The sequence below is a fragment of the Anabaena sp. UHCC 0399 genome (assembly GCF_034931465.1).
Lineage (GTDB): Bacteria > Cyanobacteriota > Cyanobacteriia > Cyanobacteriales > Nostocaceae > Trichormus > Trichormus minutissimus.
The window spans coordinates 39,912-63,776 of record NZ_JAYGGZ010000043.1; the positions used below are offsets into that span (position 1 = coordinate 39,912).

At 40.8% G+C, this 23,865-nt stretch carries 22 protein-coding genes; 7 read left to right on the forward strand and 15 right to left on the reverse strand.

Annotated elements, in window-relative coordinates:
- The first annotated feature begins 23 nt into the window (after positions 1–23).
- Positions 24–392 carry a hypothetical protein gene (locus VB693_RS21065; protein WP_323267970.1) on the forward strand — a complete coding sequence of 123 codons (369 nt, stop codon included), beginning with the start codon at positions 24–26 and terminating at the stop codon, positions 390–392.
- Here the strand turns inward: VB693_RS21065 and VB693_RS21070 are convergent.
- From VB693_RS21070 to VB693_RS21085, 4 genes are all read right to left on the reverse strand, one after another.
- On the reverse strand, positions 384–1,328 hold the full coding sequence (locus tag VB693_RS21070; protein ID WP_323267971.1) for a hypothetical protein: 945 nt from the start codon (positions 1,326–1,328) through the stop codon (positions 384–386). The genes VB693_RS21065 and VB693_RS21070 overlap by 9 nt on opposite strands.
- A 23-nt stretch (positions 1,329–1,351) precedes the next feature.
- On the reverse strand, positions 1,352–2,020 hold the full coding sequence (locus VB693_RS21075; protein ID WP_323267972.1) for a hypothetical protein: 669 nt from the start codon (positions 2,018–2,020) through the stop codon (positions 1,352–1,354).
- A gap of 82 nt (positions 2,021–2,102) precedes the next feature.
- Positions 2,103–2,777, reverse strand: a complete 675-nt coding sequence (locus VB693_RS21080; RefSeq protein WP_323267991.1) for a response regulator transcription factor — start codon at positions 2,775–2,777, stop codon at positions 2,103–2,105.
- Between the two features lie 54 nt (positions 2,778–2,831).
- Positions 2,832–3,929, reverse strand: coding sequence for a HAMP domain-containing sensor histidine kinase (locus VB693_RS21085; protein WP_323267973.1), 1,098 nt, complete (start codon positions 3,927–3,929; stop codon positions 2,832–2,834).
- Between the two features lie 684 nt (positions 3,930–4,613).
- On the opposite strand from VB693_RS21085, the gene kdpA reads away from it, so the two are divergent.
- The 4 genes from kdpA to kdpC are packed head-to-tail and all read left to right on the forward strand — an operon-like array spanning position 4,614 to position 9,316.
- Positions 4,614–6,293, forward strand: coding sequence for a potassium-transporting ATPase subunit KdpA (gene kdpA / locus VB693_RS21090; RefSeq protein WP_323267974.1), 1,680 nt, complete (start codon positions 4,614–4,616; stop codon positions 6,291–6,293).
- 46 nt (positions 6,294–6,339) lie between these two features.
- Positions 6,340–8,403 carry a potassium-transporting ATPase subunit KdpB gene (gene kdpB / locus VB693_RS21095; RefSeq protein WP_323267975.1) on the forward strand — a complete coding sequence of 688 codons (2,064 nt, stop codon included), beginning with the start codon at positions 6,340–6,342 and terminating at the stop codon, positions 8,401–8,403.
- A 21-nt stretch (positions 8,404–8,424) separates the two neighbouring features.
- Entirely contained in the window at positions 8,425–8,670 is a 246-nt protein-coding gene (gene kdpF, locus VB693_RS21100) for a K(+)-transporting ATPase subunit F (RefSeq protein WP_323267976.1), read from the forward strand.
- 1 nt (position 8,671) lies between these two features.
- On the forward strand, positions 8,672–9,316 hold the full coding sequence (gene kdpC, locus VB693_RS21105) for a K(+)-transporting ATPase subunit C (protein WP_323267977.1): 645 nt from the start codon (positions 8,672–8,674) through the stop codon (positions 9,314–9,316).
- A gap of 73 nt (positions 9,317–9,389) precedes the next feature.
- On the opposite strand, the gene VB693_RS21110 is transcribed toward kdpC, so the two are convergent.
- Complete coding sequence (locus VB693_RS21110) at positions 9,390–10,262, reverse strand: S-methyl-5'-thioadenosine phosphorylase (RefSeq protein WP_323267978.1); 873 nt, start codon at positions 10,260–10,262, stop codon at positions 9,390–9,392.
- A gap of 185 nt (positions 10,263–10,447) precedes the next feature.
- Between VB693_RS21110 and VB693_RS21115 the strand changes: the two genes are divergently transcribed.
- On the forward strand, positions 10,448–10,651 hold the full coding sequence (locus VB693_RS21115) for a hypothetical protein (protein WP_323267979.1): 204 nt from the start codon (positions 10,448–10,450) through the stop codon (positions 10,649–10,651).
- A 163-nt stretch (positions 10,652–10,814) separates the two neighbouring features.
- Here VB693_RS21115 and VB693_RS21120 read toward each other — a convergent pair whose 3' ends face one another.
- The 7 genes from VB693_RS21120 to VB693_RS21150 all read right to left on the reverse strand — a co-directional run bounded on the left by VB693_RS21120 (position 10,815) and on the right by VB693_RS21150 (position 17,006).
- Positions 10,815–12,626 carry an ABC transporter ATP-binding protein gene (locus VB693_RS21120; RefSeq protein WP_323267980.1) on the reverse strand — a complete coding sequence of 604 codons (1,812 nt, stop codon included), beginning with the start codon at positions 12,624–12,626 and terminating at the stop codon, positions 10,815–10,817.
- Positions 12,627–12,631: 5 nt separating this feature from the next.
- The gene (locus VB693_RS21125; RefSeq protein ID WP_323267981.1) at positions 12,632–13,579 is read right to left on the reverse strand and encodes a hypothetical protein; all 948 of its coding nucleotides are present in this window, start codon (positions 13,577–13,579) and stop codon (positions 12,632–12,634) included.
- Positions 13,580–13,829: 250 nt separating this feature from the next.
- Positions 13,830–13,961: a hypothetical protein gene (locus tag VB693_RS21130; protein WP_277880790.1), complete on the reverse strand. Its 132-nt coding sequence runs from the start codon at positions 13,959–13,961 to the stop codon at positions 13,830–13,832.
- A gap of 112 nt (positions 13,962–14,073) precedes the next feature.
- Positions 14,074–14,211, reverse strand: coding sequence for a hypothetical protein (locus VB693_RS21135; RefSeq protein ID WP_323267982.1), 138 nt, complete (start codon positions 14,209–14,211; stop codon positions 14,074–14,076).
- A 125-nt stretch (positions 14,212–14,336) separates the two neighbouring features.
- Complete coding sequence (locus VB693_RS21140) at positions 14,337–16,286, reverse strand: lasso peptide isopeptide bond-forming cyclase (protein WP_323267983.1); 1,950 nt, start codon at positions 16,284–16,286, stop codon at positions 14,337–14,339.
- On the reverse strand, positions 16,283–16,717 hold the full coding sequence (locus tag VB693_RS21145; protein WP_323267984.1) for a lasso peptide biosynthesis B2 protein: 435 nt from the start codon (positions 16,715–16,717) through the stop codon (positions 16,283–16,285). The genes VB693_RS21140 and VB693_RS21145 overlap by 4 nt, the downstream gene beginning before the upstream one ends.
- Positions 16,701–17,006 carry a lasso peptide biosynthesis PqqD family chaperone gene (locus VB693_RS21150; protein ID WP_323267985.1) on the reverse strand — a complete coding sequence of 102 codons (306 nt, stop codon included), beginning with the start codon at positions 17,004–17,006 and terminating at the stop codon, positions 16,701–16,703. The genes VB693_RS21145 and VB693_RS21150 overlap by 17 nt, the downstream gene beginning before the upstream one ends.
- 457 nt (positions 17,007–17,463) lie before the next feature.
- Between VB693_RS21150 and VB693_RS21155 the strand changes: the two genes are divergently transcribed.
- Positions 17,464–18,789, forward strand: a complete 1,326-nt coding sequence (locus tag VB693_RS21155) for a DUF58 domain-containing protein (protein ID WP_323267986.1) — start codon at positions 17,464–17,466, stop codon at positions 18,787–18,789.
- Positions 18,790–18,800: 11 nt separating this feature from the next.
- Here VB693_RS21155 and VB693_RS21160 read toward each other — a convergent pair whose 3' ends face one another.
- The 3 genes from VB693_RS21160 to hetF all read right to left on the reverse strand — a co-directional run bounded on the left by VB693_RS21160 (position 18,801) and on the right by hetF (position 23,488).
- Positions 18,801–19,259, reverse strand: coding sequence for a DUF2141 domain-containing protein (locus VB693_RS21160; RefSeq protein WP_323267987.1), 459 nt, complete (start codon positions 19,257–19,259; stop codon positions 18,801–18,803).
- Between the two features lie 206 nt (positions 19,260–19,465).
- Positions 19,466–20,833, reverse strand: a complete 1,368-nt coding sequence (locus VB693_RS21165) for a sensor histidine kinase (protein ID WP_323267988.1) — start codon at positions 20,831–20,833, stop codon at positions 19,466–19,468.
- A 183-nt stretch (positions 20,834–21,016) separates the two neighbouring features.
- On the reverse strand, positions 21,017–23,488 hold the full coding sequence (gene hetF / locus VB693_RS21170) for a cell division protein HetF (protein WP_323267989.1): 2,472 nt from the start codon (positions 23,486–23,488) through the stop codon (positions 21,017–21,019).
- Positions 23,489–23,865: the final 377 nt, after the last annotated feature.

The following is a 23,865-nucleotide window of genomic DNA, read 5'->3' on the forward strand; positions in this document are numbered from 1 at the left end:
GGAGCGTTCGCGTAGTGTCTCGTATGAGAAGCGACTTGACGCAGTTGTTAGCATTAATGATTTCCTGGGTAATTGAGCTACCGACAGTGTTAATTCTACTAGGAATTACCCAGCAAATACGTTCTCGTGGGGATGTCTACAATACGTTAATTTTAGCGTGTGCTGCAACCCTCTTTACCCATCCCCTAGCTTGGGAAAGTAACCAAATACTGATTCCTTACATGAAATTTCCTCTGAGAGTAGCAATAATAGAAAGTTTAGTTGTAATTGCTGAAGGTATTCTATATAAAATATTTTTAAAGTTAGATTGGCGAAAAGGGTTTTTTTTATCCATGATTGCTAATACAACTTCGTTTTTAGGCGGGCTGTTAATTCATAAATTGTCAAGATGAAATACTTTCACAATTCATTTTGCTTTTTTCTGGGATTGCTAAAGCTAGAAGCAAAATTGGAATTTCCACCCAAGCATGAACTGCTGCGATAATTCCATAAACAGCACGGGCATTGATGAATGATACAGTAAACCCAACAAATAACAACGTACTTAAAAACACCACTAACCAAGGAAAAAAACTGTTAGTTATTTTATATTGATGAGGATTCTCCCACTTAGGTAAGACTCCAATAACTACGGCGTAGTGCATAAATTGTAGAAACACTGCTGCGGAAAAAGCATGAATTGTGATCGCTTGATTTTGTAGTTGCGGTGGTATAAATACTCCCAAATGAAACTCCAGTCCCCCTGCGGGAAATAAAGATGCTTTTAAGTCTACTAAACCAATAGAAGATAAAAATTGGTCGAGGAGTCCAGAAATAATAACTAAGGGAACTAAAATAAATACTATAGAACAGGCTAATAAAGCATAATTTCGTTGTCTACCTCGCAATTTTTCAGCGATAAATCCCACTGGGGTAATGTTATGTAATACAGCTAACAACAATAACGTGAGAGTTGCTGACCAAAATATCCCTACGGCGAGAATGGCACATAATGCAATCCCCAAAATTCCTAATCGCCAGTCTTTTTTCACTAATACTGGTGTCACAAGTGCAACTAATCCAATTACACAACTTAATTCTAAGGGGATACTTACCCAAGTAGAAACTAGTCCAAATACTTGCAAGCTGCGAAAACAAATGATTAGTAATAATAACTGGTTAATTCTCAAACGCAAATCATTTCCAAGACGCTGGCTAAAGCGATTATTAACGTAATGTAGTTCTGTTAAAACATGGGTAAGTCCAAATGTTGCTAACGTAAATGTGTAAGTAGCAAGAGGAAAAGCAACAGATAATATTGCACTAATTAATACTAAAACAGTAGCCACAACTATTGACATTATTCTGAAAATTAGCTTTGGTTTCTGAAAATTTTTGATTTTTTATAAACTAGCATCATGCCAACTATTGATAGTCCAGGGATTATCAAATTTAAAAAGTTTACTTGATGATTAAAGGAAGGTAAAGGTCTTTTATCTTGTGCTTGATAAGCTTTTATTTCTGAAGTGTCTAGTTGAGAAGTATAGATGACTTCTTTATATTTTAATTCGATAAATTTGGGTGTAATCGCCACAATTTCTAAAATATCAGAGACTTTTTTGACTCCATATCTATCTGGTAATAATCGCAGAGAAGAAATACTATTTTTACTATGAATTAAAAGCGATGCTTTACTATCCCAGTCTTTAATAGATTCATCTCCATTACTCTCAAGAATATCCTGAGATTTCACTTGAGATTTTTCGATGGCGTAGATATCGCTATACTCTCGATACCCATTTAATTCCAAACATTTACCTTGTTTGATAATTCTGTTATATGTTGGTAGACTGGGGTTTTGTGATTTTATCTGGGCAATTAATAAATAATTGGAATATTTATTAAGATTTGCTATTTGGAAACAGTAAGAAACTGGAGATTCTCCGGGAGGTAAAACATCCGCCCACGCCGGGGGTGATTGGATGTGGGTAATGAAAGTCAGTAAAATTGATATTTTGACGATGTTTTTCAGGGATTTCATGAGTATAAAAGTAAAATAAATTTACAGATTATAGTTATAACCTATAGGAATAAATAAAATTCTAAATCTAACATGGGGACTGTCAAAGAAATTTGTTGTGTTTGATCAATTGTTTTTGTAAAGCCATCATAACTGCTGCTTGGCGATCGCTGACTTCTAATTTATGCAAGATAGCATGGACGTGTACCCTGACTGTACCGGGTGTAATGTAGAGGATTTCAGCTATTTGCTGATTGGTTTTTCCATCTGCTAGCAGTTCTAAGATTTCTTGTTCGCGCTGGGTAAGAGGATTAGCGATTTGGGGGTTGGAGTCAAGTTGTGACGTATTGGCTGTAAAAGAAGAACGAATTTCTTGGGTTGCAGTTTCATCCCACCAAGATGCACCACTCGCCACTGAACGCAGTGCTAATACTAATTTTTCCGCCGCAATACCTTTTAAACAATAACCTTGTGCGCCAGCTTCAATCAACTTGGTAATGAGGGTTTTTTGGGAGTGGGATGTGAGGATTAATACAGGTAAAGGGGGATTTTGTTGTTTAATCAGACGACAGGCTTCAATTCCACCAATCCCTGGTAATCCTACATCCAAAAGCACAACATCAAAAGGATATTGCTTAGTTAATTCAATTGCTGTTTCACCGTCTTCGGCTTCAGCCGTAATCTCAAATAGGCTATCTTGTTGCAATCGCACACGCAAGCCTAGGCGGAAGAGTTCATCATCCTCAACTAAGAGAATTTTGATTGGGGTAGAAGACATTTGGACTGGGGACTGGGGACTGGGGAATGAGAGACAGATAACCTTACTCACAACTCAATACTCAGCACTCATTGGGAGAACTGGTAGTTTAAAACTAAAGATCGCACCAGTAGGCATTCTGTTCTCTGCCCAGATTATACCGCCATGTGCAGCAATAATTTGGCGAGATAGGTAAAGTCCCAATCCAGAACCTTTCGCTTGTCTGTCGCTATGTCCTTGATAAAATCGCTCGAATAAGTAGGGAAAGTTTTCGGGTGAAATACCTGCACCTGTATCTAAAATTTTCACTACTTGATAGGAGGCTTGTGTCTCTAAGACTACCTCAACGCGATCGCCTCGTCGAGAATGATTAATAGCGTTGACTAACAAATTAGTGAAGACTCTTTGTAATTGCAGTGCATCACCGTTTACCCACAGCGATCGCCTAAAATCTGAATCACCATAATTAAACGATAGATGTACACGACGACTAGCAGCTAATTGCGTTAGAGTCATAGAAACCTCCTCCGCCAAAAAAGTTAAATCTACAGGTGCTAGATTCAGCTTTAAGCCTTCGGTATCATTGCGATAGATATCTAATAAAGTTTCTAATAGTTGCAGAGACGTTTCATGGCTACGTGCCATTGTTGCTAAGATTGGCTGTTGGGTTGGTAAAACTGCACCAAATTGCTCTTTTTGAAAGGCTTTGATAGTTTCAATTGCACCTAACAATGGCGTTTTCAAATCGTGGGTAAGCGTAGAAGCAAAATCTTCTCGTAATCTTGCTAATTTCTCTTGTGATTCTAACTTGGTTTTGGTGAGAGCGATCGCTTCTTGTGAACGACGCAATCTTTGACTTAAAAACCCCGTTACAATTAAAGCCATTGCAGCAATAAAACGACTAGCAAATACAGAAATTTTCATGGCTGCGTTTCCAGGTAGCCATACATTTAATATTGTGAGGAGAACTGCTACAAATGTGGCTTGTACAGTTGCCCGTTCTCCAAACCAAGAGTTTACTAATAGAATCGCTCCACTGTAGAGATATCCAAATACGTATTCACTAGGCGTAGAATACTCTAAAACTCCTAATATGATAAATATCACTAAAATAGTCAAACTTCTGACATATTGTATCTTCGTAGATAGTATATTCTTTTTGAACTCGACCATTTATTAATAACCTGTTAATTACTCAAATAAATCTCTATTGAGTTACTTCTTTTTTAATCATTCATAACCGTCAACTCTATATAAAATCCGGTTTGATTTGGAGAAAAAATCTCGCACCCCCAGAGCTTTCGGTGCGTTACGGCTTACGCCTAACACACCATACATATTTGTTCAAAAATCAAATATAAATCCTATATTAATTTTATTTCATGAAAATCGCGTTTATTTAAAAATATATGGCGTTTAGATGGGAACTAAACACAGTAAACACTAAATAAACGTTTATTTATATCTTCTATACCTTGTTTTCAGATTTTCTACAATCCATCATATAAATTAATAAAACTAGAAATAGAGCCAGTCTCTATCCAGGGAAAGATGCTGTTATGGCATTAGGTTTAATTAGTGTAAAAGTACAGAGCAACAATTGTTGGTGTGGTGTGGCTGTAAGTAATCTCCAACTTCCACTCAACTGCTTTTTGATAGGTCTTGTCAGAGGAAATCAAGTCATCTCAGCAAGTGCAGAACCAACTTTTGTGGGGACGAATTGCTGAGTTTGGCATTAAATTCAGCCCAAGTACCAGAATTAAAGTTTGTATTACAGAAAACCCATCCAATTTACTACTCATTTAACGAGTGTTTACTAAATAATTCCACTATTCCTGTCAGGAGTTTAAAAAATTCATGCTGCAAGGATGGATACAAATAGCTTTGACCTTAATGATTGTCATTGCTATCACTCCCTTCTTTGGGAGATATATGGCTCGTGTTTACATGGGAGAAAAAACACTACTTGATCCCATACTCAATCCCGTGGAAAGGCTAATTTACGCCTTGAGTGGCTTGTATTTGCAACAAGACATGACAGGGAAACAATATGCTACGGCAGTATTGTACAGCAATCTGATGATGGGAATGTTGGTGTTTTCCATCTTCATGTTACAAGGACTGCTCCCCCTAAATCCTACTGGTGTCGGCGCACCAAGTTGGGATTTAGCACTACACACCGCCATATCTTTTGTTACCAATACAAATCAACAGCACTACTCAGGTGAGACAACCTATAGCTACGCCAGCCAAATGTTTGCTTTAGGTTTTTTAATGTTCACCTCAGCTGCAACAGGTTTGGCGGTGGGTATAGCGTTTATTCGGGGCTTGACTGGTAGACCATTGGGGCATTTTTATGTTGACTTAACTAGGTCAATTACACGTATATTGCTACCGTTATCTATTCTGGGGGGCTTATTGTTAATCTTGGCGGGTGTACCAGAAACCCTAGCAGGAGTAGCAATCGCCAATACTCTAGAAGGTTCAACCCAGGCGATCGCCCGCGGCCCTGTCGCCCATTTTGAGATCATTAAACAATTAGGAGAAAATGGCGGCGGTTTTTTTGGCATCAACTCAGCCCATCCCCTAGAAAATCCCAATGGTTTCTCTAACTTATTAGAGACTGTAGCCATGATTTCCATCCCTACAGCCTTAATTTACACCTATGGTGTATTTGCCAACAACCGTAAACAAGCGTGGCTAATCTACTGGATGGTATTTATTATATTTGTGGTCTTGATTGCGATCGCAGCTATAGGAGAATATCAAGGCAATCCCCAAGTTAATGCCCTGTTAGGGTCACAACAACCGAACTTAGAAGGGAAAGAAGTCCGCTTTGGTTGGGCGCAAACCGCACTATGGGCAGTCACTACCACCGCTACAATGTGCGGCGCAGTCAACGGAATGCACGATTCCTTAATGCCTCCCGGTGGATTTGTGACTCTATTTAATATGTTCTTGCAGATTATTTGGGGAGGTCAAGGAACAGGTACAGCCTACCTATTTATCTACTTAATTTTGGCAGTATTTCTCACAGGCTTAATGGTAGGACGCACACCAGAATTTTTAGGACGCAAAATTGAGAAAAAAGAAATCATCCTCGCCAGCGTCGTCCTCTTAGTTCATCCCTTCGCCATTTTAATTCCTTGGGCAATAGTCTTTGCCTTCCCCGATACCCTCGGAGGCATTAGCAACCCTGGTTTTCACGGTGTTTCCCAAGTAGTTTATGAATACGCTTCCGCCGCCGCCAACAACGGTTCAGGCTTTGAAGGATTAGGTGATAACACCCTGTGGTGGAATCTCACTACCAGCCTCAGTATCTTAGCCGGTCGCTATATCCCCATCATCGCCTTACTACTCCTAGCAGACAGTATGTCCCGCAAACAGCCCGTTCCCATGACCTCCGGCACACTCAGAACGGACACCAGACTATTCACCACAGTCACAGCCGGCGTAATCCTCATCCTGGGTGCATTAACCTTCTTCCCTGTACTAGTCTTAGGCCCCATCGCCGAAGCCTTCCTCATCGCCTCTTAAAAACCTTTGCGTAAACCTTTGCGCCCCTCTGCGTTAAAAAACACCCATGAAAACCAAAACTCGCCAAGAACGCAAACATACACCCAAACCCAAAACCACCGGACTCTACACCAGAGCATTTAAACAAGCGTTTGTTAAATTAGATCCCCGACATCTACTCAAAAATCCGGTGATGTTCCTAGTTTGGATCGGCACAATTATTACAGCATTAGTCACAATTGAGCCTAACCTTTTCGGCAACACTCCCGGTAACAACCCCCGATTGTTTAACGGTTTAATTACCTTAATTTTGTTCTTCACCATTGTATTTGCCAACTTTGCCGAAGCCGTGGCGGAAGGACGGGGTAAAGCTCAAGCTGACACTTTACGAGCCACAAAATCTGATACTACCGCCCGCAAACTGCTTTCTGATGGCACGATTCAAGAAGTTAGTTCTACTAGTTTACGTCGCGGCGACCAAATTAAAGTTATTGCTGGTGACATGATTCCAGCCGATGGCGAGGTGATTGCTGGGGTTGCTTCTGTGGATGAATCTGCAATTACAGGGGAATCAGCACCAGTATTAAAAGAACCAGGAACAGATATTGCCAGTTCTGTCACCGGAGGAACACGGATCATCTCTGATGAATTGGTCATCCGTGTCACATCTGACCCCGGACAAGGTTTTATTGACCGCATGATTTCCCTGGTGGAAGGTGCAGCCCGCACTAAAACACCGAATGAAATCGCACTGACAGTTTTATTAGCGGTTTTAACTCAAGTCTTTTTAGTGGTGATTGCGACGTTACCTACAGTATCAGTCTACGTAAAATCACCAGTGAGTATTGCCGTTTTAATCGCCTTATTAGTGGCACTGATTCCTACAACCATTGGCGGATTATTAAGTGCGATCGGGATTGCTGGTATGGATAGAGTTGCCCAATTTAACGTCATCGCTACCTCTGGACGAGCTGTAGAAGCCTGTGGAGATATTAACACTTTAGTATTAGATAAAACCGGGACGATTACTTTAGGCAACCGCTTGGCAGAAGAATTTATTCCTGTTAACGGTCATACTTTGGATGATGTAGCCAGAGTAGCATTAGCATCCAGTGTATTTGATGAAACTCCAGAAGGTAAATCTATTATCAAACTGTCCGAAAAATTTGGCGCAAGATTGGATTTCGACACGAAAAAATCAACAGGAATTGAGTTTTCTGCTAAAACGCGGATGAGTGGAACTGACTTACCCAATGGGTTAGAAATTCGCAAAGGGGCAGTAGATGCTATTAAAGGATTTGTGCGTTCTAGAAATGGGCAAATCAGTCCCGAATTAGATGCAGCTTATGGGAGAGTTTCTAGATTAGGTGGAACTCCATTAGCAGTGTGTCAAGATGGTGATATCTATGGCGTAATTTATCTCAAAGATATTATCAAACCCGGCATTAGAGAACGCTTTGACCAAATGCGCCGCATGGGAATTAAAACTATCATGCTCACAGGAGATAACCGCATCACGGCATCTGTAATTGCTCAAGAAGCAGGAGTTGATGACTTTATTGCTGAAGCCACTCCAGAAGATAAAATTGAGGTAATCCGTCGTGAACAAGCCCAAGGTAAATTAGTAGCTATGACAGGGGATGGTACTAATGATGCCCCTGCACTAGCTCAAGCAAATGTTGGTGTAGCTATGAATTCTGGGACACAAGCAGCCAAGGAAGCTGCTAATATGGTGGACTTAGATTCTGACCCCACAAAATTAATTGATATTGTCACTATTGGCAAGCAATTGTTAATTACCCGTGGAGCATTAACAACTTTTTCTATTGCTAACGATGTCGCCAAATATTTTGCAATTATTCCAGCTATTTTTCCGGGAATTGGTGTTAGTGGTTTAAATATTATGGGTTTAGTTAGTACCCAATCTGCGGTTTTATCAGCTTTGATTTATAACGCTTTGATTATTCCAGCGTTGATTCCCCTAGCATTAACTGGGGTAAAATTTCGACCGTTAACTGCTGATCAACTTTTGCAGCGCAATATCTTTATTTATGGACTTGGTGGTGTGATTGCTCCTTTTATCGCTATCAAAATTATTGATGTTTTGATTGCTAACATTGGACTAGCTTAATGTAATTGAGAAGTTAAAATCATGAAATATTTACTATCACAGGATGTTTTAGAAATGGTTGCCTTCATCAATGCAAAAAGTCACAGAATACCTCTGACTATATTTTTGATCCTGTGTTTTAACGTGCTGCTATCACCAGTCGTTGCAGCCGCCACACCTGGAAAAGTATCACATTGGCAAGTTTACACTATTAGTCTTTTAGGATTAGTGATAGTTGCTCTTTGTATTTATTTATTCGTTGTGATTTTTCAACCAGAGAAATTTTAAAATGAGCCAGATCCGTCAAATTAGTAAAGCTATCCGTTCTACCGCAACTCTGTGGATATTGACAGCATTTATTTATCCCTTTTTTATGCTACTCTGTGGACAAATATTATTTCCTTTTCAAGCTAATGCTAGCTTAATTACTAACTCCCAAGGAACGGTAATTGGTTCAGCATTAATTGGTCAACCTTTTGCTGGTGAACAATATTTTTGGAGTCGTCCCAGCACCACCAACTACAGCACGGCTGATCCGAAAAATGATCAAGCGGGAATCTTAAAAACTGGAGTTTCTGGTGCTAGTAATTTAGCTCCTAGTAACCCAGCATTGTTAGAACGTATCCAAGGTAAAGATGATCCTGATCCTAGTAAAAAAATTGTCGGCGACTTGACACGGTTACAAAATTTCGGAGTGCAACCAACCGCAGATTTAGTTTATACATCAGCGTCTAGCCTTGATCCTCACATTACCCTCGAAGGAGCTAAAGCGCAAATTGCACGAGTCGCCCAGGCGCGGGGTGTTGAAACCAACCAATTGGAAACTTTAATTACTCAAAATATTGATGGTCGTTTTTTAGGTATCTTTGGTGAATCTGGCGTGAATGTGTTGAAGTTGAATTTAGCTTTAGATGTCTTAAAGCCTGCTAGTTAATATTTGGCGTTGCTGAGTGAAAATATGATTTATATTCAAATTCAGCAACAACCAAAATTGAGTTACGAGAAGTCTACAAATATTTCTTTAACAACAAACCCAACTTCTCTTTTGTCTCTGCTGGTGCTTTAGCTAAGTTTGTCAAAATGGCATATTTCAAAGCTGAGTGTGCGTCGCTGGTGGGTGGATTTTCACTCAAGCGGCGGACAGTTTCTTGAATCACTTTTTGAGCGTTAACGGCATTACGTTGTAAATTCGCAATTACCATCTCTACTGTGACGCTATCATGATCTGGATGCCAACAATCATAATCTGTCACTAATGCTAAGGTTGCATAGGCAATTTCGGCTTCCCTGGCTAATTTAGCTTCTGGTAAATTGGTCATACCAATGACGGTTGCACCCCAACTGCGATAAAGATTTGATTCGGCTTTAGTGGAGAATGCTGGCCCTTCCATACAAACATAAGTACCACCACGATGCAGAGTGACATCTGGTAAATTTAAAGATGCGATCGCCTCCCCTAAAACCCCTGCTAAATTTTGACAAATCGGCTCACCAAAGGCAATATGTGCCACAATCCCTTCCCCAAAGAATGTAGAAACCCGATTTTTGGTTCTATCTATAAACTGATCTGGGACTACCATATCCAGTGGTTTTGCTTCTGCTTTCAAAGAACCCACCGCACTAGCCGAGATTAAATACTCTACACCTAGTTGCTTCATGGCATAGATATTGGCACGGAAGGGTAACTCTGAAGGTAACAGCGTATGATTACGACCATGACGCGCTAAAAAGGCTACTCGCACTCCATCCAAACTCCCCATAATTAACGCATCAGAAGGTGAACCAAAAGGCGTTTCAATTTGCGCCTCTTCCACATCTTTTAGGGCTTCCATTTTATATAAACCGCTACCACCAATAATCCCAATCTTTGCATTAGCCATGAGCTTTGACCTATTTCTTGCTAATCTGCCTAGTCATTCTACCGAAAAGGCGAGTATCAGAGGAGGCATAACAGCCATAACTATTGAGCTTAAGTGATTCCGTAGAGCCACTAATGTCACACTTTATAAAAAATTGTTATTTTGAGATAACTTAGTTTGAAAAACATAAAGTTTTGGTGAGGAATATGCAAGCTACCAGTAACTCAACCCCAATGTCTTTAGAGACAGTTTTGGAGCGCATATTTGCTATTGGCAGAATTACCCGACGTGATCAGCAGTTACTCATGTCTACACTGCTATCTAAAGAAGGGCTAAATGAAAGAGAACGGCAACAAATCAGTAGAATATTTGATGGTATACAAAGAGGATTGCTCAAGGTTGTAGATTAGCAAATGCAGAAATCACACCTGCTCTTGTTTCACGTTTAGGAATTTTCCACAGAACCTTATTTAATTGGCAGGACGTACTACACGAATCAAAGTTTCACGAATGTCAATCCTTTGATGTTGCGGAAGGCAGTATCTACAATTTTAACAAAGGTGCTAATACAAGCTATATCCGATATTGCTGCGCTTGAGTTTCAAACAAATAGGCGTAAGTCCCATTCATCTGCATGAGTTGATCATGAGTTCCGCTTTCCACAATAGTGCCATTGTCCATGACGTAAATGCGATCGCTCATTTTCACGGTAGATAGGCGATGACTAATCAAAATTGCAGATTGGTCTTTGATTAATTGGCGGAATTTTTCAAACACTTCATACTCAGCTTTGGGATCCATTGCACTGGTAGGTTCATCCAGGACAATTAACTGGGAATTTCTTAAAAATGCCCTGGCTAAAGCAACTTTTTGCCACTGACCAATACTCAGTTCTTCTCCTTGTGAAAACAATTGACCGAGGGTAGTATCATAACCTTGGGGTAATTTGGAAATCACATCATCAGCACCGGAACGTCGCGCGGCAGCAATAATATTTTCTGGTTCTGGTGGTAAGTCAATGTTGCCAAACCAAATATTTTCCTGGGCTGTGAAATTATACTTGGCATAATCTTGGAAAATCACGCTAATTTCGCGGCGTAATTCTGCTATTTTAAATTCTCTTAAGTCTATCCCATCAACAGTAATTGAACCTGTCGTAGGGTCATACAACCTGCATAAAAGTTTAATTAATGTAGTTTTACCTGACCCATTTTCACCAACTAAAGCCACAACTTCCCCTGGTCGAATAGTCAAGTTGACATCTCTAATTGCTTGACGGGTACTGTTGGCATATTTAAACCCAACATTTCGCACAACAATACCAGTCTGGATAACTTCTGGAAAAAGGACGGGATTTACAGGGTCAGCCAACTTAGGTTTTAGTTCCAGAAACTCGTAAAGATTAGCTAAAAATAGGTTGTCTTCATAAAGAGCCGATAGACTACTCAACAAGTTTTTAATATCACTTTCCCCACGCTGTAATGCTTGGGAATATAACACTAAATCTCCTATACGTAGGACACCTTGAATAGTCTGAAAAATAATAAACGCAAATACCCCTAAAACTACAATTCCTGATATTGTTTGGGCGATAAAGTTACCAAAAGCGCGTCTAGTGTCAATAGCTATGCTTTCTTTGTAGATTTGCCTTCTAATACGGAGATACCATTTACCAAAATAATCTCCTAGACTAAACAAGCGAATTTCTTTAGCAAATTGCTCCGATGTCAGTATCCAACCCAAATACTCTGATAGGCGTTCCATTCCAGTTTTCTTGCGTCGCCAATCATACATCACACGAGCATATTTAACTCGCACTAGCATAGCTGGAAGAGATATCACAATCAGCACCCCAGCAATAGACCAATGTAACGACAGCAATAAACCAATCATCCCTAATAAGGAAATACTACTTTGTCCTAGTTGTGCTAGACGATTGATAATTAAGGGTGGTCGATAACGAGCTTCTTGTTGCGCTCGTTGCATAGTGTCGTAATAGTGGGAATTTTCGTAGTATTCCAGGTCAGCTTCTATAGACTTAGCATGGAGAATATCTTGAATGTAGTCTGTCACCTTCTGGGAATGGGCATTATTTACCAACTCAGCCAAAGCATTACAGATCACAGTTGTAATAGTAACTGCACCAGCGAGAACAATTAAGAAAATAACTTGACTAACAGTTGCAGTTTTATCGGCAATTGTAAAACTAGCAGCCACCGTATCTATAATCAGTTTAGCTATATATATAGATATCAGAGGTAATATACCCTGAATCACCAACAATACTGTACGCGCGATCGCCCACCGAGGACTACTTTGCCATACCAAACGCAATGCAGGCAAAAGACGCAGCGTTCCCAGAAGCTTCCCTAACTTTCTCACCATCACCTCTAACAAACCTCCGCGCCACTTTGCGTAAACCTCCGCGCCACTTTGCGTTTAAAATTCCCCATCTGACACTGCACATGATCCTCCACATACTTAGCCACCTCAGATAACAGAGGTAAAGACCGGGGTCTTTTGAGCTTATAAATAGGTATACTCCTCAACAGTTCCACACATTGACTCAGATGCTGTTCACGGTTGAAAGCTTGCTGCAAAGAACAAATACCATAAGAGTTAGTAATTAATTCTAATATCGCCCCTTGCGACCGCACTTCCTCAATTGCCAACTCATCACTATCCACAAGTACATAGAGACTATGCAATTGTTGTGGCTTACAAGCAAAATCTTGCTCACGGCGATAACCATACTCTCCCAACAAAGGATGCAGATAAATCAACGATTCCAAATCATATCCACACGTAGTAGCAACTTCTGGACTCATCTTCATTTGGGGATAGCCAGGAACTACCTTAACTGGAGATTCTAAAATTACAGGTACAATATCATCAGAAACAATTTTGTGACCACGCGCCAGCATCGCTGCTGCGGCTGAAGATTTCCCCGCACCAGAATGTCCCAGAAAACAGATAACTTGGTGATCAACTGCTACTGCACTAGCGTGTAAGATGAGCGAAAATCCTCTTTGATAGAGCGAAATACCCATCGCACTACCAGAAAGGCACAATTGCATCAGTCGTTGATCTGCATTGGGTGCGGGAGTGACAATCACTTCTGCACCGTTGATGATGTGGAATATACCCACACCCTTCATTGCAACCATCGTTTCTTGTGGCGACACTTTGAGATATTCCCTAGGCTGAGAAGGCTCGACATATCCCTGGCTACTACTCTTAACTGTGACAGTAATATCACATTCCGTATCCAATTCCAGTAACTCTGGTAAAACTAGATTGGAATGTATACCTAAACCATACGCAAAGTATTTATACATTTCGCAATCTCATCATATTTAAAGTATTTTTGATATGTGCAATGCAGCTCCAAGCAGCATGAGTTGCTCTTGGAGCTTGTGATAGCTATGATTGAAACACGGTCATGCCAAATCTTCCAAAATTAAGGCACAGATGGAAGTCGGGAAAACTAACTACATCTGAGTTTCTTAATTTTGGATTGGGAATTGGTATCAGTCCAGGAAGTTTGTCTGGGGATACTATTAGCCGGTTATCCTCAGACAGATTCCTCTAAGCGTCACTTACACCAGAAACGCCAAAGTCGTCAGATGCGCCTAGTTTTTTGGGCTTAACTTGTTCTGTGATCGCTTCAACGTTACCGTAGACTGTGACGGTAGGTACTGTCCAAACTTTCTTACTCATGAACTCTACTCCTGTTTGTGAATTAAGTGAGTCTGCGCGCTAATTAGGGAAACACGCTCATCATCATAGGGATCTGCGATCGCTTAGTCAAGAAATACGTAAGTAGTTACGACTAAGCGTCACTTACACCAGCAACACCAAAGTCGTCAGAAGCACCTAGTTTTTTAGGCTTAACTTGTTCTGTGATTGCTTCAACATTGCCATAGACGGTGACAGCAGGTGCTGTCCAAACTTTTTTAGTTGTATTCATTGCTTAACTTCCTTTTTTTGGATGTACTCAAATCTAGTACATTTGTTGATAACTAGAGATTTTAAACAAAACCCCTAGTAGCTAACTCGTAATTTTTCATGCTCCTCCTCCAGTGAATATACTATTTAGTGATTAGTGGGTGCTGTTACACCTGACTGTTTAATCCATAAGGCGAGATTGACAGCGACGAAAATATCTACCGATTCTGGGTCTGCGGCATTAGGATTAGCAGCATAGCGGGAGTATGCTGATTGTAATTTGGGTATATTTACATAGTTTTCTATCAAATGTGACTCTTGAAAAATTACCTGCTCAAGAGTTGCTCTTTCGTCTCCCAGTAGTCTGAGCCGGAAGTTAGCCCCTAGATTACCCTTACCTAGCCGCCATTGTACGTCCTTGGGTAAAATTCCCTCCATCGCTCTCCGTAAAATTGAGCGTGTCCAACCCTTGTGTAATTTTTGACTAGAGGGGAGAGCTAAACAAAATTCTACCAAACGGCGATCGCAAAATGGATGGCGAGCTTCCAAAGAAAAGGCGGCTGCGGTTTTATCTAACCATTGCAAAGCATATCTCACCGAACCATTGTTTAGTGCTAGCCAGTGCGCTTCCCTAGCTGACATGGAAGACCTTTGATCCATTAAAGATTTCACTGTCTCTGTTTGCATCCGTTCCGCCATACCAAGGCGTTGAGCAAATTCTGGATTGAGTAGTGTTAAAGATTCTTCTAGTGAGTCATCTGTTTGGTAATTACCGCGCAGTCTTTGCAAAACTTCTACAATTGGTTCTGGTACAACTGACTTCAAACCATAGTTCCAAATCACATGACGCGCGGATTTCTTCCACACCTTGGCTAAAGCCGTTCCTTCTTCCATCAACTTCAGCCATCTAAAAGAAGCCGCTAACTCTGATAAATATTGGAATCCATAGGTAATTGTCGTATCACCATCAATCCCAGTGAACAAAACCCGTAAATTCTGCTCAGATGCAGCCTTAAAAACAGCCCAATCCATATAGAAATTTGGGGCGGGGATTGGTTCTTCACCATGCAAATAAACTTGTTTCAAATCCATCAAAGGACTTAATTGATCTGCATGGACATCGTGAGCCTGATAGCCACCTTGAGCTAACACAGCCGCCATGTAAGGACGTTCATCAATTTTGGGTGATATCTCCGCCAAACTCGGAAAAATTGCTGAGAACGTATGTAATTTTTGTCTACCTTCTTGGGCTAACAATTGCCTAGCAGTACACGCAATTGAAGAAGAATCTAAACCACCACTGAGGGTAGAACCAATCGGAAAAGCAGTCCGCAAACGACAACGGACTGCTTCCATAAAAATTTCTCGAAAAGCTTCTACATATTGCTCATCTGAGGATAAATTCAGTTCATAGGTAAGATCGGGACACCAATAAGACTTAATTTCAGTCCGATTGGGACTAATAGTTAAACTTTCCGCCGCCCGTAGTTCACGAATATCAGTATAAAATGAATCTTCCTTGCGACCGCAAAACAGAATTTTTGCCAGATAATCTGCAACCATTGCTTCGTTAATCTGGCAAGGAACACCAGGGAATGTCAACAGGGCTTTAATCTCAGACGCAAAGATAAATGTTTGCTCAAACCTGTAGTAATAGAAGGGTTTAACTCCCATCGCATCCCTAGCACAAAAAAGCTGCTGTTTGCGCTCATCCCAAATCGCAAAAGCAAAATCACCAATGAGATGTTTGGGACACTGCTCACCCCATTGTTCATAAGCAGCCAACACCAAATAACTATCCGTGATTTTTTCGGCTGGATAATGCTTGATTTGCAATGCAGAGATTAGTTCATCGCGATTATCTACCCTGATATCGGCTGTAAGCACTAAATTCCCGACTGGATTGAGCATGGGTAACTTCTCCTGCAAAGACTCAGGAGTAGTCCAAAGCATTCGATGACCCAAGCCTACAGATCCAGAACACCATACATCTGCCCCATCTGGCCCCCTATGAGCGATCGCATCTACCATTCGGGTGAGTTGCTCATGGTCTACTGGTTGTCCATTCAGTTGGTAGATCCCGACAATACCGCTCATAGTAAATTCCTCGGCAAAGTTGGTAGGGGTGTATAGGATGAGAGATTAGAGAGATAGCCAATCACAACTTTTCCCTGATTCTCTATCCAAGCATGAGCTTTTAGTTTTCCTTCCTCATTCTTAGCAACTCCAATGCGGAGTTCAGGAGAGTAACCGCTTTGAACCATAAAAACTTGGCAGGTCAAAGCACGAGCTAAACACTTCGCTCCTGGTATAAAATTAGTGCTGACATCAACAGCCCAGATAATTTTATGCACAGAAGGTTGTGATACTCTAGAGTTTGGTTGACTTATCCTATTTAGAAGTCGTCGTAAGGTGCTAAAGGGTAGTAACCACAATCCTAAATTGATCAACCCTAATAAAATCAAAGTATTGATCAGCAAATAGCGTTCGCTATGATTGAGGCGCAAAAACTTAAGCAGACGCGTCATTAGTAATATCTATCAGTCCCTTAGCTGCTAAATCTTGCAGTAGAACAGAAACTTCATGTTCGCAAGTTTCCGGTTCAACATCATATTCTGCTAGCAATGCGGCTTGAATTTCCTCCACAGTTTTGGGAACTTGAATAAAATTCCAGATGCTAGCCCCTACCTGATTCAATCCGTAGTAAACTCCCGACTTGATATCAAGAATAACGGCTTCTCCCTGTAGCTCTGAGTAAACCTGTTCTTTACTCACTACTATCCTGGAATGCTCAGATATTATTAGCTGTGCTGACATTTTTGTTCCAGTTAGATTACTTAAAGCTGGTCTTGATTAACCTCTCGATAATATATAACACCTCATAAAAAACACAGCTACGCCAAAGTAGTATCTTTACTTATTGTTCTAAATTTACCCTAGCTTTATGAAGTAGTTGTAAAGAAAACAGCACAATCATGTGTTTTTTGTTGATAAATACTACGGTATTTGCGGTAAACCCAGAAAATACTTAACACAAATGCAAATACTACTGAAACAAAGCTTGATTTATAGGCTTTTCACCTCTTTGAGATGCTAGCTTGATTTTTGCTGTCTTGTCCAGTTAGTTATAAATTACACTGAATGTAACAACAGTTATTTTTTAGGCTAAGTAAAAACACGATGGAAATATAGAAATTTAGGGTGACCCATAAACCCTTAAACCCCTATACCCCTTCCCCAATGGCAGATATAATCGAGTTTTACAAAAAAATTTATGGTTGCTGCTAAACGAGTTTATTTATTATTACTTTTGGGTTTAGCGATCGCTCTCCTATTATCCTTTTTCATCACCATTTCCGCTAGCATCACTATCACCCTCATCTTTGATATCGCTGTCTTAGCTTTAATGGTTATCGATGGTTTGCGTGTCAAGCCTCTGCGGGTGCAAATCACTCGCCAGTTACCATCCCGCTTTTCTATTGGACGGGATAATCCGGTTGTACTGACAATCACATCGGAGAAAACTAACGCCATCATTCAAATACGCGACTATTACCCCGCAGATTTTGGCGTATCCACACCTACATTAAATACCACTGTTGTTGTCAACACTACCCAAGAACTAACCTACACCGTCTACCCCAAACAGCGCGGCGAATTTAATTGGGGGAATATTCAAGTCAGACAATTAAGTCCTTGGGGTTTGGCTTGGGATGATTGGCAGATTCGCCACGCTACCACAGCTAAAGTTTATCCTGATTTAATCGGATTGCGATCGCTCTCTATCCGCCTGACATTACAATCATCTGGTGCTATCCGCCAATCCAAGCGATTAGGTATTGGTACAGAATTTGCCGAATTGCGGAACTATCGCACTGGTGATGATTTGCGCTTGATTGATTGGAAAGCTACAGCTAGGCGCGTGGGGACACATGGAAATACACCGCCTTTGGTGCGGGTACTAGAACCAGAACAGGAACAAACCTTATTGATTTTACTAGACCGTGGGCGATTGATGACGGCTCAGGTACAGGGTTTGCAACGCTTCGACTGGGGTTTGAATGCAACCTTATCTCTCGCCTTAGCGGGATTACACCGAGGCGATCGCGTTGGTGTGGGTGTATTTGATAACCAAATGCACACATGGATGCCACCAGAACGGGGACAACATCATTTAAATCAACTCATCGACCGTTTAACCCCAATTCAACCAGTTTTATTAGAATCAGACTACTTGGGGGCTGTAACTCATGTAGTGCAGAAACAAACTAGGCGATCACTGGTGGTAATTATTACAGACTTAGTAGATGTCACCGCTTCTACTGAACTGCTGGCGGCGTTGTCTCGGTTAGCACCCCGCTATCTACCATTTTGCGTCACCCTGAGAGATCCCAAAGTAGATAATCTAGCTCACACTTTTACTGATGATGTGACGCAAGCTTACACTCGTGCAGTGGCTTTAGATTTATTAGCACAGCGTCAGGTGGCTTTTGCTAAGTTAAAGCAAAAAGGTGTGTTGGTACTAGATGCGCCAGCTAACCAAATTAGTGATCAGTTAGTGGAAAGATATCTGCAACTCAAAGCCCGGAATCAACTTTAATAGTCTCCTATTTAGAAATATTTCAACCGGATTTGGATACTAGTATTTGGCCCAGCTAAGAAAAAGGCTGCATCACCAAATTTGGGTGGACTAGTGCGAATTTCGGGGTTTCTGGAAAAGCCAAAGCCTTCGGTGGGCATACCTATAAGATTTCTATTGAGAGTGCGATCGCTATTTTGATCGTGAATTGCAGCGACAGCATAACTACCTGCTTGTAAGTTATCAAAGGTAATTTTTAAGGGAGTTTCGCTAATTTTACTACATTGATTGCTGACAACACGTTGGCGATCGTTGGGAAATCCTTGACTGCTAGCAAAGACACTAACGCAGACTAGCCCGTTTTGGTTTTTCAAGCCATCAATTTCTACGGTTAGTTTGCCGTTGAAGTTAGCCTTAACACTTGATGTCCATAGTAGTAGGTTTCCTCCCACTGTCAGCAGCATCATGCTAACTATCATTTTTTTCAGCATAAGATTGTTGGTTAAAATAAATACTATCGGCTAGTGCAGATTCATCCTGACACGAAACTGTAAATCTATGCAAGGTAACTAGTACCGCCGTGAAGTCAAAAGTCAAAAATCAAAAGTCAAAAGTATTATGCAATAGGCTTTTTAGGGATTTTAAATGGTTGCTCTATTTCCGCCGTAGCGTACTAGGGATTGGGGAAACAAGGTAGCTAATGACTATTGACTGGAATATTGATGATGAACTCAGCCCCTTTTCCCACAGTTGATACACAATTCATCTGTCCGCCGTGTTTTTCTACAATGATTTGATAGCAGATAGACAGCCCCAATCCAGTGCCTTTACCCACAGGTTTGGTCGTAAAAAATGGGTCAAATAATCGTTTTTTGACATCTTCTGGAATGCCTAAACCATTATCAGCTATGCGAATCATGACGTGCTGATTGTTAGTGTTTTCAGTGCAAATACGAATTTCTGGTTTAGTTAGTCCTAACTGTTGACTATTCACCATTGACTCTTCCAACGCATCAATAGCATTAGTCAGAATATTCATAAATACCTGATTGAGTAACCCAGCATAACAATCTACTAGAGGAAGATTGCCATATTTTTTAATAATGCTAATATTTTGGTGATTTTTATGATGATTGAGCCGACTTCGTAAGATTAACAGCGCACTATCAATACCTTCGTGAATATCAACTATTTTTCTGTCAGATTCATCTAATCGCGAAAAATTTCTTAGGGAGTGAACAATCTGAGTAATGCGTTCGCAACCAGTTTGCATAGAAGTTAAAAGATCAGGTAAATCTTTGACGATAAAATCTAATTCATTTTCAAAGATTGCAGTTTTAATCTCGTCTACTGGCTGTGGATAATATTTGTGATATAAATTGATCAAATGAAGTAAATTGTGACTGTAGTCAATCGCGTGGGCAATATTACCAGCAATAAAGTTGATCGGATTATTTACTTCATGGGCAATACCTGCTACCAACTGACCTAAAGCAGCCATTTTCTCATTTTGTAATAGTCGGCTATAGTTCTTCTTTAAGTCACGAAATCCAGCCTTGGCTAGCTGAGATTGTTCTTCTACACGTTGTAGTTTATTGAGAGTAAGAGAGTGAATGTGAGAATTAGCTAAGAGTAACTGATGAAAATCAACTATGCCATAATTACCAGATTGAGTTTTAATGATAATTGGTTCATAGACAAGTTCAGGCGATCGCTGCAATACTAGCTGAGTGGCTTCCACAATCAGCATATCTTGATCAAGTATGAACACATCAGGTTGCAGGAAGTTATATAGAGTTTCGATAGGACGCATCGAAAACAGTCCAAAACTATAGGGGCGACTCATATGCTCAAAAAATCTCCGCCGCGACATCATCCCCACAAAAGTTTCATTCTGAGTTAGGATGATTCCTGGCAACAATGGCTCTTGCTCAAAATGTTTAATTAATTTATTTCCGGGAAGATTTAGCTCAATTTGAATTTCCCACATTGGTAATTCTTTTAAGGTCGAATCTAATTGCAGGTTCAAATCATCAGCACTAGTCATGCTATGAATAGCAAGCATAATCTCCATCCTTTTCTCTTGAGGTGGTATGGCAGGTTTTTGCAATGAAAAAATTATTTTATAGTTCTAGTGACTTGTGCTAGAACTAGCATTATTACCATACCTAGTCTTCCCAAAAGTGAGTTACAAATCTTAACTAGAGTGATAGTTTAGCCAAGATTCATTGAATCTTCATTTTTTGTACTAGTTCTCAGTCCTTTTTTCCTGAAGGAGCGATCGCCAATCTGCTAAAGTTGCTTCTGTCCACAGCCAATTATTGCTTAATTTATTAATTTGGAAGTTCAACGGATCGTTCTCTAGAACCGTTTGCCGTAATTTTATAGCCTCGTTAATATATTGAGTTCGTCTATTCCCTGAAAAACTCTGTGCAGATTTATATAGTCCTAGGGCTAAACCAGCATAGGAAGTTAATAAATCATCAGGTACTTTTGTCTGAGAACCTGACTTTTGCGCTTCGAGTGCTAAACTTGAAGCCCTAAACCATGAATTATTAGCCCGATTTACGTTACTTTCAGCATAGTAGGCAAATCCTAAAGCGTTCTTATATAAAACCGAGTCTGGATTAGCTTTAACAGCATTTTCCCAGTAACGCCGGGCATCATCAATACCGTATTTTGTGTTTCCTGTTTGCAGAAATTGCCAAACTAATCGCCCCCTGAGAAAGTTAACAGATGCCTTTTGGGCTTGCTTGGAGGGAATCAAATTCAAGGCGGTTTCCGCAGGAGGTAGTACGTTGCGATTTAAGAGTTCTTCTACAGCTTTTAAACCTGCGTCCAAGTCACCTTGATTTAATTTTTCTGTAGCAATGGTTGTTACCATCTGTGTAGGCATTTGCCTGATATCAGTGGGAATTTGAACTGGGCTGGATAAAGGCTGGGTAGGGATGAAGGGAATGTCACGTAAGAGTGATTGTCTATTTTGCCACCACCAAATAAAACCTAACACAGTAGCGATCGCACCCGCGCCAATTATCGCTAAAATCCTCCACTGTTGACGACGTTGTCGTGTCCTTGATGATAACAAACGTAAATTCTGCAAATTTGTTGGCGAGTTTTGGGCAGTTCCATTGCTGGTTACAGGTAATATTCTTGGTGACTCTGTTTCTCTCGGTGCAGCAGCCATTTGACTTGCCGAGAGACGATGATCTGGCATCTGCTGTCTAACTTCTTCTATGAGATCAGGTACTTCGTCCTCAGAGGTTTGCTGATCTAGTTGGCGAAATATATCAGACACAAAAGCACAATCTTCTGCATAGCTGGGATCATCGTACTCAATTTCATCGACTAAATCACCCCAAGTATCTTCTCCTAGCCAGTCTAAGCCAGAATTATCACGGGCTAACCCAGAGGGAATCATCCCCTCAATAGGTACAGACATTTCCGCATCATCCACTACAGCAGAATAAGCTGCTGTAGTAGTTGAAGTTGCTGTCAGAGGTGGGCTATACTCCGCCAAGGAATCGGCACTGCTATGAGAAGCGGTTTTTGGATATAGAAAGCCTTTAAATCCTGGCTGGAGATATAAAATTGGTAATGCCCAGTACAGCTGATGTGAACCATAGGCGGAAATTAATCCCTGACGGACTCGACTCACACATAAATCTACGGGATACCCTTGACTGAGGTTGCGGTAAAATAGTTGGGTGAGTGTCAATGCCACTTCATCAGGAATCCTTTCTGACATTGCTAAAACGCTCTGAATGCCGCGCTTGACTAAGCTTTCTGTCAAGTTACGTTCCCATGAGTCTTGAGGAATATCGGTGGTAGCGGTGTATGTTCCCCAGCAGGAGTTAAATACCGCCATTTTGATGTTGTTATTAACTAGCAATCCCGCTAAATCATTACCACTGAGGGTTTCTGTCAAACCCGTTCTATTGCTGACAAGGTAAATTTCCCCGCCGCTTGGCCCTATGTTACTGTGACCAGAGTAGTGGAGAACATGAAATTTTCCTTGTTCTAAAGCTTGGGTTAATTCTTCCCTACCAGGTTGTTCTAGCAAGGTGAGTTCAATGTCTGGTAGATAATGACCATCCTCTAAGGATATAGGGAGTTGACGGTGCAATTCAGCCCGTAGTTTAATGGCTTCTTGTTTAAGTAAATCCAAACTACTTTGATCCGTGGGGGATGCCAATACCATCAAAACCCTAATTCCACCATCATCCGGGAGTTTAGTTCTATTACTAGAGGGGAAGCGGGAGGCTGGGGAAATACCACTTTGGTAGCGAGAGAAAGCTATGTAAGGGCCTGTTGCTAAGGGGCGATCGCCTGCGTGCATGACTTCCCACGGCAGACGTGCTAACTTATTATCCTTCAGACCCAAACGCAGACGCAGTACCTGTTGTTGATTCTGGGCAATACCTTGGGCTGTAATCCAACTATCTCTGAGAGTACCTTGAAACAGTGCATTATAAAGTTTCTGACCCAATGCCACTAAATTAACAGAGTTCTTGGCGATCGCACTAGAGGCGATCGTCTCTCCCTGTAATATTATCTTCAATGGGTCATTCATCAGATGCCCAGCAGATGCCAACCATTCAGCCACAGGCCAAGTCACTAGTTCTTCTGCCAATGGGACTCCAGGCGCGACTTGTTCCGTCCGCACCAAGTAGTCATTTTGCCCTACTGGAGTCACGGAAATGTGAAATTCCTGGGTCACAACTTCTCCTGTCCGCCTCCTAAATCTAATTTGAAACGCGAAAGTTTCAATTCGATTTTTTGCTCCTTTTGATACTGTAGATGGATTCGACCACTGATTGTTTCTAAAATAAGTGGCTTTGCTTTCTCTACATTTACAACTTTATCCGGATTAGTTGACATCTGCCCAGAAAAATGTATCGGTAGATGCACCTTGATCTTCAAATCCCCTCGTTAGCTAACACCTGACTAGGGGTTTTTTCTATTAATAATACAAGGTAAATAGGGCAAAATCTCTTATCATCAACGGATATTAATGGAGCCTGGAGAGTTAAAACGGTATCTTATAATACTTGATATATGTTAATCTTAATGAATACACCCTGATAACTAACTCCC

Excerpts from the sequence above, each read along its gene's own strand:
- VB693_RS21065 (WP_323267970.1), top strand. The coding sequence starts at position 24 with ATGAGAAGCGACTTGACGCAGTTGTTAGCATTAATGATTTCCTGGGTA.
- VB693_RS21075 (WP_323267972.1), bottom strand. The coding sequence starts at position 2,020 with ATGAAATCCCTGAAAAACATCGTCAAAATATCAATTTTACTGACTTTC.
- VB693_RS21080 (WP_323267991.1), bottom strand. The coding sequence starts at position 2,777 with ATGTCTTCTACCCCAATCAAAATTCTCTTAGTTGAGGATGATGAACTC.
- VB693_RS21085 (WP_323267973.1), bottom strand. The coding sequence starts at position 3,929 with ATGGTCGAGTTCAAAAAGAATATACTATCTACGAAGATACAATATGTC.
- kdpA (WP_323267974.1), top strand. The coding sequence starts at position 4,614 with ATGCTGCAAGGATGGATACAAATAGCTTTGACCTTAATGATTGTCATT.
- kdpB (WP_323267975.1), top strand. The coding sequence starts at position 6,340 with ATGAAAACCAAAACTCGCCAAGAACGCAAACATACACCCAAACCCAAA.
- kdpF (WP_323267976.1), top strand. The coding sequence starts at position 8,425 with ATGAAATATTTACTATCACAGGATGTTTTAGAAATGGTTGCCTTCATC.
- kdpC (WP_323267977.1), top strand. The coding sequence starts at position 8,672 with ATGAGCCAGATCCGTCAAATTAGTAAAGCTATCCGTTCTACCGCAACT.
- VB693_RS21110 (WP_323267978.1), bottom strand. The coding sequence starts at position 10,262 with ATGGCTAATGCAAAGATTGGGATTATTGGTGGTAGCGGTTTATATAAA.
- VB693_RS21115 (WP_323267979.1), top strand. The coding sequence starts at position 10,448 with ATGCAAGCTACCAGTAACTCAACCCCAATGTCTTTAGAGACAGTTTTG.
- VB693_RS21120 (WP_323267980.1), bottom strand. The coding sequence starts at position 12,626 with ATGGTGAGAAAGTTAGGGAAGCTTCTGGGAACGCTGCGTCTTTTGCCT.
- VB693_RS21125 (WP_323267981.1), bottom strand. The coding sequence starts at position 13,579 with ATGTATAAATACTTTGCGTATGGTTTAGGTATACATTCCAATCTAGTT.
- VB693_RS21130 (WP_277880790.1), bottom strand. The coding sequence starts at position 13,961 with ATGAGTAAGAAAGTTTGGACAGTACCTACCGTCACAGTCTACGGTAAC.
- VB693_RS21135 (WP_323267982.1), bottom strand. The coding sequence starts at position 14,211 with ATGAATACAACTAAAAAAGTTTGGACAGCACCTGCTGTCACCGTCTAT.
- VB693_RS21140 (WP_323267983.1), bottom strand. The coding sequence starts at position 16,286 with ATGAGCGGTATTGTCGGGATCTACCAACTGAATGGACAACCAGTAGAC.
- VB693_RS21145 (WP_323267984.1), bottom strand. The coding sequence starts at position 16,717 with ATGACGCGTCTGCTTAAGTTTTTGCGCCTCAATCATAGCGAACGCTAT.
- VB693_RS21150 (WP_323267985.1), bottom strand. The coding sequence starts at position 17,006 with ATGTCAGCACAGCTAATAATATCTGAGCATTCCAGGATAGTAGTGAGT.
- VB693_RS21155 (WP_323267986.1), top strand. The coding sequence starts at position 17,464 with ATGGTTGCTGCTAAACGAGTTTATTTATTATTACTTTTGGGTTTAGCG.
- VB693_RS21160 (WP_323267987.1), bottom strand. The coding sequence starts at position 19,259 with ATGCTGAAAAAAATGATAGTTAGCATGATGCTGCTGACAGTGGGAGGA.
- VB693_RS21165 (WP_323267988.1), bottom strand. The coding sequence starts at position 20,833 with ATGCTTGCTATTCATAGCATGACTAGTGCTGATGATTTGAACCTGCAA.